This is a genomic window from Gordonia phthalatica (assembly GCF_001305675.1).
GTDB lineage: Bacteria > Actinomycetota > Actinomycetes > Mycobacteriales > Mycobacteriaceae > Gordonia > Gordonia phthalatica.
Genome location: NZ_CP011853.1, coordinates 4,060,969 through 4,077,114 on the forward strand (window position 1 = coordinate 4,060,969; position 16,146 = coordinate 4,077,114).

The 16,146-nt window shown below is 69.7% G+C and carries 13 protein-coding genes; 7 read left to right on the forward strand and 6 right to left on the reverse strand.

Annotated elements, in window-relative coordinates; all coding sequences use genetic code 11:
• Positions 1-75: 75 nt before the first annotated feature.
• Both ACH46_RS19115 and ACH46_RS19120 read right to left on the reverse strand, forming a co-directional pair.
• On the reverse strand, positions 76-1,764 hold the full coding sequence (locus ACH46_RS19115) for a VanW family protein (RefSeq protein WP_062394367.1): 1,689 nt from the start codon (positions 1,762-1,764) through the stop codon (positions 76-78).
• A 221-nt stretch (positions 1,765-1,985) separates the two neighbouring features.
• Positions 1,986-3,293 carry an acetyl-CoA C-acetyltransferase gene (locus ACH46_RS19120; RefSeq protein ID WP_062395647.1) on the reverse strand — a complete coding sequence of 436 codons (1,308 nt, stop codon included), beginning with the start codon at positions 3,291-3,293 and terminating at the stop codon, positions 1,986-1,988.
• A 216-nt stretch (positions 3,294-3,509) separates the two neighbouring features.
• On the opposite strand from ACH46_RS19120, the gene ACH46_RS19125 reads away from it, so the two are divergent.
• From ACH46_RS19125 to ACH46_RS19140, 4 genes are all read left to right on the forward strand, one after another.
• Complete coding sequence (locus ACH46_RS19125; protein ID WP_193392995.1) at positions 3,510-4,877, forward strand: 3-oxoacyl-ACP reductase; 1,368 nt, start codon at positions 3,510-3,512, stop codon at positions 4,875-4,877.
• A gap of 13 nt (positions 4,878-4,890) precedes the next feature.
• Entirely contained in the window at positions 4,891-5,775 is an 885-nt protein-coding gene (locus ACH46_RS19130; protein WP_062394371.1) for a MaoC/PaaZ C-terminal domain-containing protein, read from the forward strand.
• Between the two features lie 99 nt (positions 5,776-5,874).
• Complete coding sequence (locus tag ACH46_RS19135) at positions 5,875-7,272, forward strand: lipase family protein (RefSeq protein ID WP_226995687.1); 1,398 nt, start codon at positions 5,875-5,877, stop codon at positions 7,270-7,272.
• A 96-nt stretch (positions 7,273-7,368) separates the two neighbouring features.
• On the forward strand, positions 7,369-8,076 hold the full coding sequence (locus ACH46_RS19140) for a dienelactone hydrolase family protein (protein WP_226995688.1): 708 nt from the start codon (positions 7,369-7,371) through the stop codon (positions 8,074-8,076).
• A gap of 25 nt (positions 8,077-8,101) precedes the next feature.
• Here the strand turns inward: ACH46_RS19140 and ACH46_RS19145 are convergent, their stop codons facing one another.
• Both ACH46_RS19145 and ACH46_RS19150 read right to left on the reverse strand, forming a co-directional pair.
• Positions 8,102-8,719: a TetR/AcrR family transcriptional regulator gene (locus ACH46_RS19145; RefSeq protein WP_062394374.1), complete on the reverse strand. Its 618-nt coding sequence runs from the start codon at positions 8,717-8,719 to the stop codon at positions 8,102-8,104.
• Positions 8,720-8,750: 31 nt separating this feature from the next.
• Positions 8,751-9,740 carry a glycoside hydrolase family 3 N-terminal domain-containing protein gene (locus tag ACH46_RS19150; RefSeq protein ID WP_062395650.1) on the reverse strand — a complete coding sequence of 330 codons (990 nt, stop codon included), beginning with the start codon at positions 9,738-9,740 and terminating at the stop codon, positions 8,751-8,753.
• A 4-nt stretch (positions 9,741-9,744) separates the two neighbouring features.
• Between ACH46_RS19150 and ACH46_RS22010 the strand changes: the two genes are divergently transcribed.
• The 3 genes from ACH46_RS22010 (at position 9,745) to ACH46_RS19160 (ending at position 14,492) form a co-directional block, all read left to right on the forward strand.
• Positions 9,745-9,957 carry a hypothetical protein gene (locus ACH46_RS22010; RefSeq protein ID WP_157851099.1) on the forward strand — a complete coding sequence of 71 codons (213 nt, stop codon included), beginning with the start codon at positions 9,745-9,747 and terminating at the stop codon, positions 9,955-9,957.
• Positions 9,958-10,047: 90 nt separating this feature from the next.
• Entirely contained in the window at positions 10,048-10,248 is a 201-nt protein-coding gene (locus ACH46_RS19155) for a DUF2613 domain-containing protein (RefSeq protein WP_062394376.1), read from the forward strand.
• A gap of 29 nt (positions 10,249-10,277) precedes the next feature.
• On the forward strand, positions 10,278-14,492 hold the full coding sequence (locus ACH46_RS19160; RefSeq protein WP_062394377.1) for an alpha-(1->3)-arabinofuranosyltransferase: 4,215 nt from the start codon (positions 10,278-10,280) through the stop codon (positions 14,490-14,492).
• Here ACH46_RS19160 and ACH46_RS19165 read toward each other — a convergent pair.
• Both ACH46_RS19165 and ACH46_RS19170 read right to left on the reverse strand, forming a co-directional pair.
• Complete coding sequence (locus tag ACH46_RS19165) at positions 14,476-14,904, reverse strand: hypothetical protein (RefSeq protein WP_157851100.1); 429 nt, start codon at positions 14,902-14,904, stop codon at positions 14,476-14,478. The genes ACH46_RS19160 and ACH46_RS19165 overlap by 17 nt on opposite strands.
• A 39-nt stretch (positions 14,905-14,943) precedes the next feature.
• Complete coding sequence (locus tag ACH46_RS19170) at positions 14,944-16,122, reverse strand: acyltransferase family protein (RefSeq protein ID WP_062395652.1); 1,179 nt, start codon at positions 16,120-16,122, stop codon at positions 14,944-14,946.
• Between the last annotated feature and the right edge of the window lie 24 nt (positions 16,123-16,146).

Genomic DNA, 16,146 nt, shown 5'->3' on the forward strand with positions numbered 1-16,146 from the left:
CCAGTTTCGCCGGCGGCAGCCGGTCAGCGGCAGCGCACGATCGGCCCCGTCAGCGGCAGCGGACAATCGGTTCCGTCAGCGGCAGCGGACAATCGGTTCCGGCGCGTAGCGAACGGTCCGCGTGTGCCTGCTGATCTCGGCGCCGGTCTTGAGGCTGCGGATGATCCGTGTGTTGGACGCGGTGAAGCCGGGGATTCCGCTGGCCGGCACGCAGTCGTCGCCCGCAGGGACGTCGATGGTGGTCGGCGACGTCGGATCGGTGCGGGGGCCGGTGATGGACTCCACCTCGACCGTCTTGGTGCTCCACATCCGGACGGTGATGTCCGACGGGCTCCACGACGTGTCGATGACGATGCCGTACGGGGTGTTGTTGGTGAACTGGAGGTCGATCAGCCCCTCGAACACCGTCGCCTCGCGCGCCTCCGGGTAGCGGGAGATGTAGTACGCGTGCTCGGTGTGGCCGGCGTCCTCCAGCCCGGCGAAGTAGGCCGCGTTGTAAAGGGTGGTGGCGAACTGCGAGATGCCGCCGCCGACGGCCTTCGACGGCCGCCCGTGGTCGATGATCCCGGACTCGACGTAGCCCTGCGCGGTTCCACGGGTGCCGGTGTAGCCGTTGAGGGAGAAGGTCTCGCCCGGCAGCACGACGGCGCCGTTGACCTCCTGTGCGACCAGTCGAATGTTCTCACCGGACGGCCCGCTGAAACCACCGGTGGTGAACTCGGAGACCACCTCCTTGACCCCGAGTTTGCGGGCACCCTTGGTGTCGAGCTTCGGCTTGGTGATCTTGTAGGTCACCTTGGCCTCGCGCTTGTCGGGTTCGATGGACAGCGCACCGATGGTGTCGGCCGTGCGCCGCCAGTCCACCTTGGCTCCGTCGGTCGACGGCACCACGGACGGGGCACCGCCGCTGAGACTGAAGGTCGCGTCCACCGGTGCGGACTCGGTGGAGGCGGCGCGCTCGCCGAGGACCTTCTTGGCGTTCTTCGACGTCACATGCGGAGCCAGTCCGCCGCGTCCGTCGGGCACGAAGGTGACGAGCGACCCCACCTCGCGCGGGGTCAGGGTGAGTTTCTCTCCGCGGCCGGCCAGCACGATGTTCGACGCGGTCACGTTCTTCGCGGGCCCGTCGAGCGCGGCCTGCACCGTCTGCGCGGAGACCGTCGGCGAGAAGGGCTCCATCGCCAAATCGACGGTGTGTCCGCTGAGCCAGTGCTCGGTGAGGGAGGTCTTGGCCGCGGCGCGGTCGATGCGCATGCCCTGCGACGGGAAGTCGCCGACGGCGCGGACGCCGTCGAAGTGGACGCCGCCCTCGACGGCCGCCTTCTCGAGTTCGCCCTTGTGCTTGTCGAGTTCCTCGTTGAATTTGGCGTCGTCGATGTTCACCACCGGCGAGACCGAGTGCGAGACGCCGATCATGCCGAGGAACCGGTCCCACGGATTCTTCGGCTGGTCCATGAGCCGCTGGAGGGTGGCCTCGACGTCGAACCCGGCACCGAGCGCGGCGGGGTCGAGCTTCGCCGATCCCGACTCGGTCCGGACGGAGATCGGACCGTGCGACGCGGTGGTCAGCTTCACCAGGACGGCGCGGGCATCGGCTGCGTCGAGGTCGCCGACGTCGAACTCGGCGATCTGCGCGCCGCGCGCGGTGTGCCCGTGAGTGACGATCGCATCGACACCGAAGGCGATGCCGACCAGCAGGAGTCCGCCGATCAGTCCACGCACAATCCACCTGCGGCGGCCGGGGGTGTCAGCGGAAGAAGTCACAACGGTTGGATCGTATCCCTAAAACAGGACTCCGGCTGAACCGCCGGGTCGGGGGTCTGGCGGTTCAGCCGGAGCTATCACCTATATAGCTCGGACGTTCTCGATCGTTACACGTCGACGAAAAGTTTTTGGTTCGCCGCTGAGATCGATCGGAAAGGCCCCGGTCAGCGGGAGATGAATCCCACCGACCGGGGCCTGCCCGGAAGATCCGATCGCTACGATCAGCCCTCGACGATCGCGGTGACGCCCTGGCCGCCCGCGGCGCAGATAGATACCAGCGCACGACCGCCGCCGTTGGCGTTGATCTGCTTGGCCGCCTGCGCGATGATGCGACCGCCGGTGGCGGCGAACGGATGGCCCGCGGCCAGCGACGAGCCGTTGACGTTCAGCTTGCTGCGGTCGATGGAGCCGAGTGCCTTCTTGAGGCCGAGACGCTCGGTGCAGTACTCCTCGGACTCCCACGCCTGCATGTGGCAGAGGACGACGGAGGCGAAGGCCTCGTGGATCTCGTAGAAGTCGAAGTCCTGCAGGGTGAGGCCGTTGCGCTCCAGCAGGCGCGGGACGGCGTAGGTCGGCGCCATCAGGAGGCCGTCGGGGCCGTTGACGTAGTCGACGGCGGCGGTCTCGGTATCGACCAGGTAGGCCTGGACCGGGAGGTTCTTCTCGGCGGCCCACTCGTCGGTCGAGAGCAGCACGGTGGACGCGCCGTCGCTCAGCGGTGTGGAGTTGCCCGCGGTCATGGTGGCGTCGCCCAGGTCCACGCCGAACACCGGCTTCAGGGTCGACAGCTTCTCGACGGTGGAGCCCGGGCGAAGGTTCTCGTCGCGGGTCAGACCCATGAACGGGGTAATGAGGTCGTCGAAGAAGCCGCGGTCGTAGGCGGCGGCCATCTTGTTGTGGCTGGCGGCGGCGAGTTCGTCCTGCTCGGCGCGGCCGATGCCGAACTCTTTGGCGGTGATGGCGGCGTGATCGCCCATCGACAGGCCGGTGCGAGGCTCGCCGTTGCGCGGGATCTCGATGCCGAGCTTGGTGGCGAGGCCGAGGGCCGCCTTGATCTGGTCGGCGGTGCTCTTGGCTCGGTTCACCTCGAGCATCTGGCGGCGCATGCCCTCCGAGACGCCGATCGGGGCGTCGGAGGTGGTGTCGACGCCGCCGCCGACGGCGACGTCGTAGCGGCCGCTCGCGATGCCGTCGGAGACGATCTGGATGGCCTGCAGGCCGGTGCCGCACGCCTGCTGGACGTCGAGGCCCGGGGTGTAGTGGGACAGCGACGAGCCGAGGACGCACTCGCGGATCAGGTTGAAGTCGCGCGAGTGCTTGAGGACGGCACCGCCTGCGACCATGCCGAGGCGCTCACCCTGCAGGTTGAATCGGCTGACGAGTCCCTGGAGTGCGGAGGTGAACATCTCCTGGTTGCTGGCCGTCGCATAGGCGCGGTCCTGTCGGGCGAAGGGGATGCGGTTGCCGCCGAGGATGGCGACCGGGCGCTGCTGGCGGGTTTCCGGCTTGCGGGGGGTGTACGAGGCCACGAAGCTCACTCCTCAAATGGGGTTCTCTGGACGTCGAACGAGGTCGACCTTGTGAGTATTCTTACTCCCGAGTAAGTTCGTTGTCGACTCCTGAACGTGCGGGACATGTCACAGCCGTCGCGACTACTGCTTCCCCGCAGCACCCGAATAGGGTCGTCGGCAGAGAAGGTTCTCGCAGTTTCAGGGCACCGGATTCGTTCACAGACTTCTAAGGAGATCGTCGTGGCAGGCAACACCGACCTGTATTCGTCCATCGTCAACAGCGGCCCGGGTGCGTTCATCGCAGCTCGCGTCGGCCTCCCGCAGCCGCCCACCCTGCGCCGCTACTCGGCGTCGCAGCCGGCCCTCGCCGGCCCCGTCCTGCTCGGCGGCTCCGGTCGCCTGGTGGAGCCGGTGCGCGAGATCCTGACCGCCGGGGAAGACTACACGCTCGTCGAGAACAACACCGATGGCCGCAGCGCCGACAAGCTCGGCGCCGTCGTCTTCGACGCGACCGGCATCACCAAGCCCGCCGAGCTGGAGCAGCTCTTCGAGTTCTTCACTCCGACCATGCGTTCAGCCGGCAACTCGGCGCGCTTCGTCGTCCTCGGCACCACGCCCGAGCTGACCGAGGCCGCCGACGAGCACGTCGCACAGCGCGCCCTGGAGGGCTTCACCCGGTCGCTGGGCAAGGAGCTCCGCAACGGTGCCACCGCACAGCTGGTCTACGTCTCGCCGGAGGCGAAGACGGGCGTCTCCGGCCTCGAGTCGACGCTGCGCTTCCTGCTGTCGGCGAAGTCGACCTACGTCGACGCCCAAGTGATTCGCGTCGGTGACGCCGAGGCCGCCTCCGTCGAGAGCTGGGACAAGCCGCTCGCAGGCAAGGTCGCCCTGGTCACCGGTGCCGCCCGCGGCATCGGCGCCACCATCGCCGAGGTCCTGGCGCGCGACGGCGCCCACGTCATCGCCGCCGACATCCCGGCTGCGGGCGAGGCCCTGAGCGAGACCGCGAACAAGGTGGGCGGAACCGCGCTGCCCCTCGACGTGACGGCGGCGGACGCCGGCGAGAAGATCGCCGAGCACGTCTTGGAGCGCCACGGTGGCCTGGACATCATCGTCAACAACGCGGGCATCACCCGCGACAAGCTGCTCGCCAACATGGATGCGGGTCGCTGGAACTCGGTCATCAGCGTCAACCTGATCGCACCGCAGACCCTGGTCAACGAACTCGTCGAGCGCAAGGCGCTCCGTGCGGGCGGCGCCGTCGTCGACGTCTCGTCGATCGCGGGCATCGCGGGCAACCGCGGTCAGACCAACTACGGCGCCTCGAAGGCCGGCGTCATCGGCTTGGTCGACACCTACGCGCCGATCCTCGCCAAGGAGGGCATCACCATCAACGCGGTGGCGCCGGGCTTCATCGAGACCGCGATGACCGCCGCCATCCCGCTCGCCACCCGCGAGGTCGGCCGTCGCATGAACTCGCTGCAGCAGGGCGGCCAGACCGTCGACGTCGCCGAGACCGTCGCGTACTTCGCCAACCCGGCGAGCAATGCGGTCACCGGCAACGTGGTCCGCGTCTGCGGCCAGAGCCTGCTCGGCGCCTGAGTCGGGTTCCGCGATGACCAAGACAGTCACTCTGACGTCCCTGCCGGGCGCCGGGCAGCTGTACCCGAAGGCCGTGGCCGCGATGCTGCCGGTGATCGGGAAGCCCGCCCGCGTCAGCCCGACGGCGACGCTCCCGGACACCGTCTACCGCATCGAGAACCTGCGGATCGACCAGTCGCAGCTCAAGGACTACTGCCGGACCACCGGATTGCAGTTCGGCACCACGGTGCCGCTGCCGTTCCTGTTCGTCCTGCAGTTCCCCCTGGCGATGAGCATCATGGTGTCGTCGGACTTCCCGTTCGGCGCCGTCGGCTCGGTGCACCTGGAGAACAAGATCGAGCGCCTGCGCGCGATCGGCGTCGACGAGCCGCTCACCATCTCCGCGCACGCGGAGAACCTGCGTGAACACCGCAAAGGCATGGTCGTCGACGTGATCTCCGAGTTCCGCGTCGGCCGCGAGCTGGTGGCCGTGCAGACCGGCACGTTCCTGAAGCAGCAGCGCACCAGCCTCTCCGACGGGGAGCGCGGCCCGGCACCGAAGGACGCGACTCCTCCGCCGCCCGGCCGCGTCCTCAGCGTGGACCTGAGTCTGATCCGCCAGTACGCGGACGCCTCGGGCGACCGGAATCCGATCCACATGGCCGATCTGACCGCGAAGGCGTTCGGCTTCCCGCGGGCCATCGCGCACGGCATGTGGAGTGCCGCCGCACTCCTCGACAACGTGGAGGCCCAGCTTCCCGATGCCGTGGTGTACTCGGTCCGCTTCGGCAAGCCGGTCCTGTTGCCCGCCAAGGTGAACACCTACACCACCCCCGTCGACGGCGGCTTCGACGTGTCCATGCTCAACCGACACAAGGGATACCCGCACGTCACCGGGACGCTGCGTCCCCGCGACTGAGGTCCGCCACCTCGTTCGAATCCCGCTCATCGCTGTGCGATGAGCGGGATTCGGCGCATTACGCCCCGATCGGGCCCGATGTCCGTTTAATCTCCAGACATGGGGGTTCGCTGGTCCGTCAAGACAGCCGTCACAGTCGTTGTCGTCGTCCTGCTCGCGGTTCCGGGCCTGGCCGACGCCGCCCCCGCCAGGGGGTGGGAGCCGCCGAACATGATGGCGGTGCCGCCGCAGATCCCGAAGGCCATCGACGACGCGATCCCGGCGCCTCCCTACCCGCGACCGCGGGTGATCCCACAGCGCGCACAGGCACCGGGCGTCACGAAGGCGACCCTCCAACTGCGTGCCGCGGCGCTGCCGTCGCCGAGCGGCGACCCGCTGTTCGACCGCTGGTCGCCGAACCTGAAGACCATGGCACCCGGAACGCTGATCACGGTGCGCGACGTGACCGCAACCGCCGCACCGCTGGTCACCGCCCCGATCACGCGGGCCCGCCTGATGAAGTTCGCCTCGCGCGACGCTCTGGGCCTCCCGTCGTTCGGGACGGCGACGATCCTGGAACCACGAGCGAAGGCACCGGTCCGGGGACCGAGACCGATCCTGGTGAACAACCTCGCGATCAACTCGCTCGGCACCACGTGCACGCCCGGTTACACGCTGGCGCACGGCTTCGACAAGGACTCGAGCCTGACGAATTTCTTCCCGCCGACCACCCAGTTGGCCTTGGCGCGCGGCTACACGGTGATCGTCCCCGATCACGAGGGGCCGCGGATGGCGTACGCCGAGCCGACGACCGCGGGCCACGTGATCCTGGACGCGCTCCGCGCCGCCGCTCGGCTCGATCGTCCCCGGTTCGGCGCGTCGAAGATCGCGATGGTCGGCTACTCCGGTGGCGCGATCGCCACCAACGGCGCCACCAAGTTGATGAGCGGCTACGCCCCCGAGCTCGTGGATCGGGTGGTCGGCGCAGCCATGGGCGGAGTCCCCGCCGACTTCCGGATGCTCGTCGGCAGCATGAACGCCAATCTGGCGACCGGCCTGTTCCACGGTGCGACGTTCGGCATCTCCCGCGAACGGCCGGAGATCCTCACCATGGCCAACCACCTCGCCCAGTGGATGGCGACGTCGCCGCTGAAAGACGTCTGCACGCTGCCGATGGCGGTCCTCGGCGGCAGCTTCCTACCGATGCAGCTGATGTCGAACGATCCCGACCCATTCCACTCGCCGGTCGCTGAGAAGATCTATCGGGTCACGAAGATGGCTGATGCGAAGTCCCCGGTCCCGCTGTACATCTACCAGGGCGCGTCCGAGTTCTGGATTCCCGTCGCCGGCGCCCGCAACCTGTTCCACGAGCAGTGCCGCCTCGGCGTGAACGCCTCATTCCACGCGGTCCCGGGGGAACACGTCATCGGTGAGCTCGCAGGATTCCCCGGCGCGTTGACCTGGCTCGACGCTCGTCTGCGGGGGATTCCAGCACGCGACGGGTGCGTACGGACCTGAATCTGACATAACGGTCGAAGCCTCGGAGAGTCAGGAGGAGACATTGGCTGCCGCGAGGGTCCGCACCGCGATCAGCGAGCACTCGACCCTGTTTCGGTGGCTCGCCGCTTCCACCTCAACGACGTCCCCGGCATCCTGTGGACGCCGGCGTGCGCGTCGCCGTCGAATCCCGTTCCCCTGGTCATCGCCGGTCAACCCGGCGGTATCGGCATGCAGGCGATGCATCCGCGACTGGCTGCGCGCGCTCATGCCGCGGCGCGCAGCGGGTACGCGACCGCGACCCTCGAACTCCCCGGGGCGGGCGAGCGGCCACGGCTCCCCGCGGTGGAGGAGGCCGGCGCCCGACTCCGCCACGCATTCGCCACCGACAAGCCCATCACCGCCGACATCACCGACCAGTTGGTCCTTCCGCTGGTGGACGCGGCAGCCCCGGAGTGCAGCGCTCTGCTCGACGAGCTCCTCGACCTGCCGGAGTGCAACGGCATCGCCGGATACGCAGGTGGAATGATCGCGCTCGCCGTGCGGGTGGCGGTCACCGAGCCGCGGATCCGGGCTGCGGTCCTCTTCGCGGGGAGCGTCATCCCGCAGTCGACGTTCGTCGAGGCCCGTGACGTGACGATCCCGCTGCACGCGCTGCTGCAGTGGGACGACGAGCACAACGACCGCCAGGCCGCTCTCGACCTGTTCGACGCCTTCGCATCGACGGAGAAGACGCTCACCGCCAACATGGGCGGTCACACGGGAGTGCCCGCGTCCGCGGGCGCCGCAGCCGACGAGTTCCTGGTGCGGCATCTGGCCGGGTGAGCCAGGGGGTGCGAGTCGAAACCCGCTACGCCTCGTCCCCGACGTCCGCCCCCTCGCCGACGCCGCGGAGGCCGCGCCAGGTGATGCCGAGGAGCAGGTCGGTGGCGCGTTCCAGGTCGATGTCGCCGTCGGCGATGCGGTCCGCGACGGCCTCGCCCGCGCCGACGAGGGCGACCGCGGTGACCTCGAAATCGACGTCGCTGCCGCCGGTCGTCGTACCGCGACGGATCAGGTCGGTGATCATGGCGGTGATGCTCTTGCGGCTGTCGGAGACGATGTGCGCGAACGCCGCCGAGCCCATCGCGACCCGGTACAGCAGACGCCACGACTCGGCGTTCGTGTACACGAACCGCAGGAACTCGCGGACCAGGATCCGAGCCTGGTCCTTCTGCCGCATCGTGGGATCGAAGCCGTCCGACATCGCGTCCATGAAGCGCCCGGACTCGCGGGCGATGCACGCGCTGAACAGCTCGTCCTTGGAACCGTAGTAGAGGTACAGCATCGGCTTGGAGATCTTCGCCTCGGCGGCGATCGCGTCCATCGACGTGTCGGCGTAGCCGTTGGCCGAGAAGGCCGCGATGGCGGCGTCGAGCATCTGCTGCTCCCGCACCGCGCGCGGCAGTCTCTTCGTTCCGCTTGCCATACCGCTTAACTTACCACCCGGTAAGTAATAGTCAGTCGCACTTCAGCACGCCCTTCGACTTCAGGATCCGCACGACGGACCGGTCGACGCGCTCGGCGGAGAGCTTGCCGTCCTTCACCGCCTTCTCGAGGGTGTCGAGCACCGAGCCGACCTGATCGGTGGTGAGCCAGAGGCCGACGTCGGCACCCGCCTTGATCGCCTTGAGCACGGCCTGGTCGATCGAGTACTTGTCGGTGATCGCCTTCATCCCGGACAGATCGTCAGTGAAGACGACCCCGTTGAACCCGGGGGCGTCGTACTTCTTACCGCTGCGCAGCATGCCGATGGCTGCGGGGCTGATGCTGGCAGGCGTCTGCGGTCCGGTGAGGCCGGGGACGATCAAGTGGCCCACCATGACGCCCGCGTTCCCGGGTGCGCGGAGCAGTTCGCGGAAGGGCACCAGGTCGATCTGCTGCATCTGCGCGAGCGGCGGCGTGACGACGGCGCCGAGGTGCGAGTCGCCCGACCCGTGGCCGTGCCCCGGGAAGTGTTTGAAGACGGGCATCACCCCGGCGTCCTCGAGGCCCTTGGCGAACGCACCCGCGTACTCGGTGACGACCTTCGGATCGTTGGAGTACGAGCGGTCGCCGATCACGGCGTCGGCGGGCTCGTCGCTGACGTCGGCAGACGGCGCGAAGTCGACGGTGATGCCGAGCTTCGACATCTTCCGCCCGGCCTCCTTCGCGATCTGCCGGACCTGCTGCGGCGTCTTGGTCTGCGCCAGCTCCCGCGCCGACGGCATGTCGATGCCCAGGCTCTTGAGCCTGCTGACGCGGCCGCCCTCCTGGTCGACGGTCACCATCAGCGGAATCTTCCGGCTCTTGGCAAGCTTCGCGGTGGAGCCGTCGGTGAGCATCGACAGATCACTCCAGCTGCCGATGAAGATGCCGCCGATGTGCTCCTGCTGCACCACCTGCTTCGCATCGGCTGCCCCGGTGACACCCACCACCAGCATCTGCGCCAACTTGTCGCGCATCGTCATGGCCTTGAGCTCCTCCGCACCGCACGCGGCGGGCTTCGCCGAACTGCTGACCGCGGACGACGTCGTCGACGTCGCCTTCGACGTGGAGGCAGAGGTCGACGTCGACGCGGCGGTGTTCTCGACCGGGGCGTCCGAGCACGCGGTGGTGACGAAGAGGCCGGCCACCGCGGCGACAGCGAGAACTGCGCGACCGCCGCGGGCCCGGCGCGAGGACTGAGATGTGAGGGCACGCATCACCCCAGTGTTCCATGCCACCCCGCCGCTTTCACGGCCGCGACCGGGGCGACGAGGATGGTAGTTTGGGGCAATGCTGCGTGAACGTCTCCTCTACGGTGCCCTGGCCGGGGTCGCCGGCGTCCTCATCGGCATCGGCGCCGTCTTCCTCGGTGGGCAGTTGGCCTCCGAGACCAAGCCCGCCACCGACGTCAACAGCTTCAACGCCGACACCGGCTTCGTGCAGGGCTCGGTGGACTACGGCTCCCGCGGTGACGGCGGGGCCAACCACTGATCGGTGACGCCTCGCGTCGCCCTCCGAGCGTGACCGCCGCCGACCGCACCCTGCGCCGTCGCGACCACCTCGTCATCGTCGCGGTCGCCCTGCTGATCTCCTTTCTCCAGCGGCCCGGTCGCATCTCCCCGGACACGAAACTCGACCTGACCGCCGACCCCATCGGCTTCCTCACCCGCGCCGCACACCTGTGGTCGCCCGACGCGCCCATGGGCCAGGTGCAGAACCAGGCGTACGGATACTTCTTCCCGCACGGGTTCTTCTTCGCGGTCGGCGACGTGCTGAATCTGCCGCCGTGGATCACCCAGCGACTGTGGTGGGCGATCCTCCTGGCGGCGGGCTTCATCGGCGTGGTGCGGCTCGCCGAGGCGCTGCGGATCGGATCGTTCTGGTCGCGATTGATCGCCGCGTGGGTGTTCGTCCTCGCACCGCGGGTGATGACCACGCTGGGCACCATCTCGTCCGAGACGCTCCCGATGATGCTGGCCCCGTGGGTGCTGCTGCCGGTGGTGCGCGCACTCGACGACGACCGCGACGACCGCCCACTGTGGCTCGGTGCGGCCCAGTCGGCGTGCGCGATCGCCCTGATGGGTGCGGTGAACGCCGTCGCCACGGCGGCCGCGGTCGCTGTCGCCGCACTGTGGTGGCTGATGATCCTGATCCGCGGCGTCGACCGGCGCAGCACCCTGGTGTTCGGCGGCTGGTGGACGCTCGGGGCGGCCGCCGCCTGTCTGTGGTGGGTGGTGCCGCTGCTGATCCTGTCGCGGATCTCGCCGCCCTTCCTGGACTTCATCGAGTCCGCGGCGGTCACCACCGAGTGGACCTCGCTCACCGAGGTGCTGCGCGGCACGGATTCGTGGACGCCGTTCGTGTCACCGGAGCGCGCGGTCGGCGCGGTGCTCGTGTCGGAGCCCGCTGCGGTCGTGGCGACCGGGGTCCTCGCCGCGGCCGGGCTCGCCGGGCTGGCGATGCGGGCGATGCCGCACCGTCGCCGACTGCTGATCCTGCTGGTGGTCGGACTCCTCGCGATCTGCCTCGGTTACCCGGGGGCGCTCGGCTCACCGCTGCGCGACACCGTCGTCGCCTTCCTCGACGGCCCCGGTGCCGCACTGCGCAACATCCACAAGTTCGATCCCCTGGTCCGTCTCCCCCTCGCCCTCGGCGTCGCACATCTGCTCGCGCGGGTACGGATTCCGGCGCGCACGGGCCCGGCACGCAGGGCGCACGCCGAACGCGGCTTCGCGGCCGCGCTCGTGGTGGTGATCGCCGCGTTCGGGTCGGGTTCACTGCTGTGGACCGGCGGGCTCGCTCCCGCGCAGAGCTACCGCGACATCCCCGACTACTGGACGCAGACCGCCGACTGGCTGCACGACGCGCAGCGCGACGCTCCTGCGCCGACGCGAGCGCTCGTGGTTCCCGGCGCCCCGTTCGCCGATCAACTGTGGGGCCTGACCAGAGACGAGCCGCTGCAGGCGCTCGCGCAGACCCCGTGGGCGGTGCGCGACGCGATCCCCCTGACCCCACCCGGCGCGATCCGCGCGATGGACTCGGTGCAGCGCGCGCTCAGCTCCGGTCGCGGTTCCCCGGGGTTGGCCGCAGCACTCGCCGAGCAGGGAGTCGGTTACCTGGTGCTGCGCGCCGATCTGGATCCGTCGTCGCGGTCGGCACGACCGCTGGCGGTGGCGCAGGCCATCGCGCGCTCGCCTGGGCTGTCGGAGGCCGCGCAGTTCGGGCCGATGGTCGCTCCGCCGACCGTCGACGGCGTGGTGGTGGACGACGGGCTGCGGCCGAAACTCCCCGCGATCACGATCTATCGGGTCGACGGCGCCGCCGCCGGCCCCACCCTGGTCGACGCCGCCGCGATGCCGCGCGTGAGCGGTGGGCCGGAAGCGCTGCTGTCCGTGGAGGACTCACGACGTCGCGCCGGGCTTCCGCCATTGGGTCCGGCACTGCTGGCGGCCGACGCCGCCCGCGCGGGCCTGTCGCCGTCGTCGCCGCTGATCGTCACCGACAGTCCCGTCGACCGCGAGGTGGACTTCGGTCGCGTCGACGACCACTCGTCGGCGATCCGTTCCGCCGACGATCCGCGTCTCACCAAGAATCGGGTGCCGGACTACCCGGTCGACGGTCAGCCGTCGGTCCGCGCGCAGTGGTTGCTCGACAACCAGCCGGGGCAGGTCCGCGTCACCAGTTCCGGATCGGCAGCGGACGCCACCCAGCCGGGACGCACTCTGCCCGCGAGTTCCACCGCCGCAGCCTTCGACAACGACGGCGAGACCGCGTGGGCGAGCCGCGGGCTGGAGTCAGCGGTCGGTCAGTGGCTGGCCGTGGAGTTCACGCAGCCGCGCAGCGACCTGGCCGTCACCGTCACCACTGCGAAGGCGCTCGGCCCCGACGTGACCAGCGTGCTGATCTCGACCGATACCGGCAGCACCGTGGCGCAGGGACTGAAACCCGGTGTTCCGACGCGCATCCTGGCACCCGCCGGGCCGACGCACCGCGTGGAGGTGCGGGCCATCGCGACGGCCGACGGGTCCGGCGGCAATCAGTTCGCCGTCGCCGATCTGGCCTTCTCGGACGCGAACACCGGCGTCCCGCTCGCCATCCGGCAGCGGATCGTGTTGCCGACGCTCGACGCCGCGGACGGTGTCGGAGGCTGGGAGTTGGGGCCCGAACTGGGGCAGCGATCGGACTGCGTGACCGGACCGGGCGGACGGGTCCGCTGCTCGCCGGCCCTCGGCCTGAGTTCGGAGACGCCGGGCGTCTTCAACCGGACGCTGTCGGTGCCGACCGAGACGACCGTTGCACCGACCGTCACACTGCGTCCGGTTCCCGGGGGCGAACTGGAGGCACTGCTGGCCCGGCCCGGAGCGATCCGCGCGGAGGGCCGGTCGTCGGTGGCCGATCCCCTCGGCAACGCCTCCGCCGCCGTCGACGGCGACCCGAACACCACCTGGGTGGCCCCCGATCCCGGCTCAGCCGGCACCAAGCACCGCCCGGCTCTGACGATGACGCTGCCGCAGGCGCGCGAGATCTCCGGCCTGCGACTGCAGACGCCCTCCGACTATCCGGCACGACCGACGAGGGTGACCGTCGACCTGCGCGACGGCGGTCGCCGCGTCGGCTCGACGACGGTGACGGTCGGCGACGACGGTGTCGTCCACTTCCCCGCCCGGCGCGCCGACACCGTCGTCATCACGGTCACGAAGCACAGCGACCTGATCAACATCAACGCTCTCGGCTTCGCGGAGGACGGGCCGGTGGGAGTCAGCGAGGTCCAAGTGCTGCCCGGCCCGCCGAATCCACAATTCGACGACGCCCGCCCCGTCCAGATCCGGTGCGACAGCGACCCGACGGGTCCGTACGGACTCGGCATCACCGCGTCGGGCCAGGTGCATCGCCTGCAGGTCACGACCACCGCCGGGGCGCTGCGCCGAGGCGAGCCCGTCGTCGCGACGGCGTGTCCCGGACCGCCGCTGACCCTGGCCGCCGGCGAGCAGGAGCTGTCGGTGAATCCGGGCCTCGCGTTCACCGTCGACGCGGTGTCACTGCCGGTTTCCGGGGCGCCGGTCGCGTCCGCGCCGGTGACACACCCGCGGGTCGACCGCTGGGATGCGACCCGCCGCGCGGTGACGGTCGACGCCGCTGACGCCGATCGGGTACTGGTGGTTCCGGAGAGCACCAACCCGGGCTGGCATGCCCGCGTCGACGGCCGGGAGCTGACGACCGTGGTCGTCAACGGATGGCAGCAGGGCTGGCTGATCCCCGCGGGGACCGCTGGAACCGTGGCGCTGACGTTCGATCTCGACTCCCCTTACCGCTGGGCGCTGGGACTGGGTCTGGCACTGATGGCGGTACTGTTCGCGGTGGTGCTGCTGGCGCGCCTGGTTCCAGCGCTTGGTCGCGGGGCTTCGACACGCCGCTCGGCCGGCGTCTCGCAGCGGCTCGACCAGCGAGGAGTGGTCATTGCGTCCGCAGCCGCCGGTCTCCTCTCTGCCTATCTCCTCACCGGCCCGTGGGGCGCCGCGTTGGCGGCCGCCACCGGCATCGTCGTCTGGCGACTCCCGGCACGACGACGACCCGTCCTTCCATTCGCGACGATGCTCGCCGCCACCGCCGTCCTCGCGGCGGGACCGTGGCACGGCGGGGCCGCGTACACCGGATACGGGATCTGGGCTCAGTCGTTCGCACTGATCGCCGTGGCGTCCGCGGCCGCGTCGTCCCTGTTCAGCCGAGAACGGTGACCAGCGCGACGACCAGCGCGGTCACCGCGAACGCACCGTGGGCCAGAACGACGCCGATCGGGAGGTTCCGGGGAGGCTCGCCCTCCTCACCGGCACGCAGGCGCGTCGCTCGCGGACGGTAGCTGGGGATCCAGCGGAGGAACATAGTCACCCCCAGCACGGCGGCCAGGAGCATGAACACCAGGGCGGTCCACGCCGCGTAGTCGCGGCCGATCACGACGAACGACACCCACGCGGTGACGGCGGCGATCCCGAAGACCATGTGTCCGAGGACCAGTTCGGCGGGCAGTCGACGATGGCGACCGCGACCGGTCTTCGCGCTCCGGACCTCGTCCATCGACATCCAGGCACCGACCGTGACTGCTCCGGTGACGCCGACGCACAGCAGCACGATCAACCCAGTAATGCCCATTGCGGAAACGTTAGACCAGTCGGGCCACGGACCGCCCGGTCAGGCCACGACCGGAGACTCTTCAGCTCGGGCGTCTCGTTGCTCCTCCCACCGTGACAGCCACGACCGCAGCGGTTCTTCGACGAAGGCGTAGCTGGCGGCCGAGACAGCGATCGTCGCGACCACGGTCAACACCCATACGGTGACGGAGTGGCCCGCGAACATAGGGATCCCGAACAGACCGAAGACGATCGACAACACCGCGAGATGCCAGATGAAGATCCCGTACGACCACCGCCCCAGCGCGTTCATAACCGCGGAGTCCAGGAAGGGGAATGGGCCGTCGGACAGCACCAGCGGCGCCAGGACCGCGTAGGCGGCGACCGCTCCGAGCAGCATCTTCACCACGTACGTCGCGTGGGTCATGTCGCCGAGGCCGACGGGACCGGCGATCGGAGTGCAGGCGAGGCCGTAGGCGATGACGAAGACACCCAGCATCAGCGGTCGGTTGGCGCTGACCCGCACCACCCTGGAGCACCGATCGATCCCGGCGACGGCTAGGGCCGCCGTGACCTCCGACAGGAGCAGACCGGCGATGAACCACGACAGATAGCCGGGCAGCCAGTTGCGCGCCTCCACCCCGGCAGGCAGCGACACGAGTCGCGTAACCCAGGTCCAGCCGAGACTGACGACCGCGATACCCAGCAGCAGCGGTAGGCGACGCCCGGCGCGGACGCCGCGGAGCCGGTAGAGCGCGAACCCGAACAGCGGCAGCAGCGCGTAGAAGGTCACCTCCACCGACAGGCTCCACATCTGGGTCAGCCCGGGCGCCAGGGTCAGCGGCACGAAGACCTGTGTCAGGCTCAGGTTCGCCAGCCACACCGTGAGCGACGCGCCGCGCGCCTGCGGCAGCAGCAGGAACACCACCGCGACCACCAGCGTGTACGCCGGCCAGATGCGGACGAGGCGATGCCGGAAGTAGCGGATCACGTCGGGCCGACGAGGACGGTCGTCCCAGGCCGCGGCCGCGTACGGCCGCCACAGCAGGAATCCGCTGAGCGCGAAGAAGAGGGCGACGGCGAGGTCGAGCCGACCCAGGACCTCACCGATCACCGGCCACTGCGTCGCCCGCGTCTGGAAGGCGACGTGCGTCGTCAACACGCCGAGGGAGGCGACGGCGCGCAGCCCTTCGAGCTGCGGGTAGAAGCGCCGGGACGGCGCGGCCGGGATGTCAGTCATGTCGTCGACCAGGGTATCCGCGAG

Bases quoted from the DNA above. Each gene is read 5' to 3' on its own strand.
- ACH46_RS19165 (WP_157851100.1), bottom strand. From the start codon at position 14,904: ATGGGCATTACTGGGTTGATCGTGCTGCTGTGCGTCGGCGTCACCGGA.
- ACH46_RS19155 (WP_062394376.1), top strand. From the start codon at position 10,048: ATGCTGCGTGAACGTCTCCTCTACGGTGCCCTGGCCGGGGTCGCCGGC.
- ACH46_RS19150 (WP_062395650.1), bottom strand. From the start codon at position 9,740: ATGACGATGCGCGACAAGTTGGCGCAGATGCTGGTGGTGGGTGTCACC.
- ACH46_RS19145 (WP_062394374.1), bottom strand. From the start codon at position 8,719: ATGGCAAGCGGAACGAAGAGACTGCCGCGCGCGGTGCGGGAGCAGCAG.
- ACH46_RS19135 (WP_226995687.1), top strand. From the start codon at position 5,875: ATGGGGGTTCGCTGGTCCGTCAAGACAGCCGTCACAGTCGTTGTCGTC.
- ACH46_RS19130 (WP_062394371.1), top strand. From the start codon at position 4,891: ATGACCAAGACAGTCACTCTGACGTCCCTGCCGGGCGCCGGGCAGCTG.
- ACH46_RS19170 (WP_062395652.1), bottom strand. From the start codon at position 16,122: ATGACTGACATCCCGGCCGCGCCGTCCCGGCGCTTCTACCCGCAGCTC.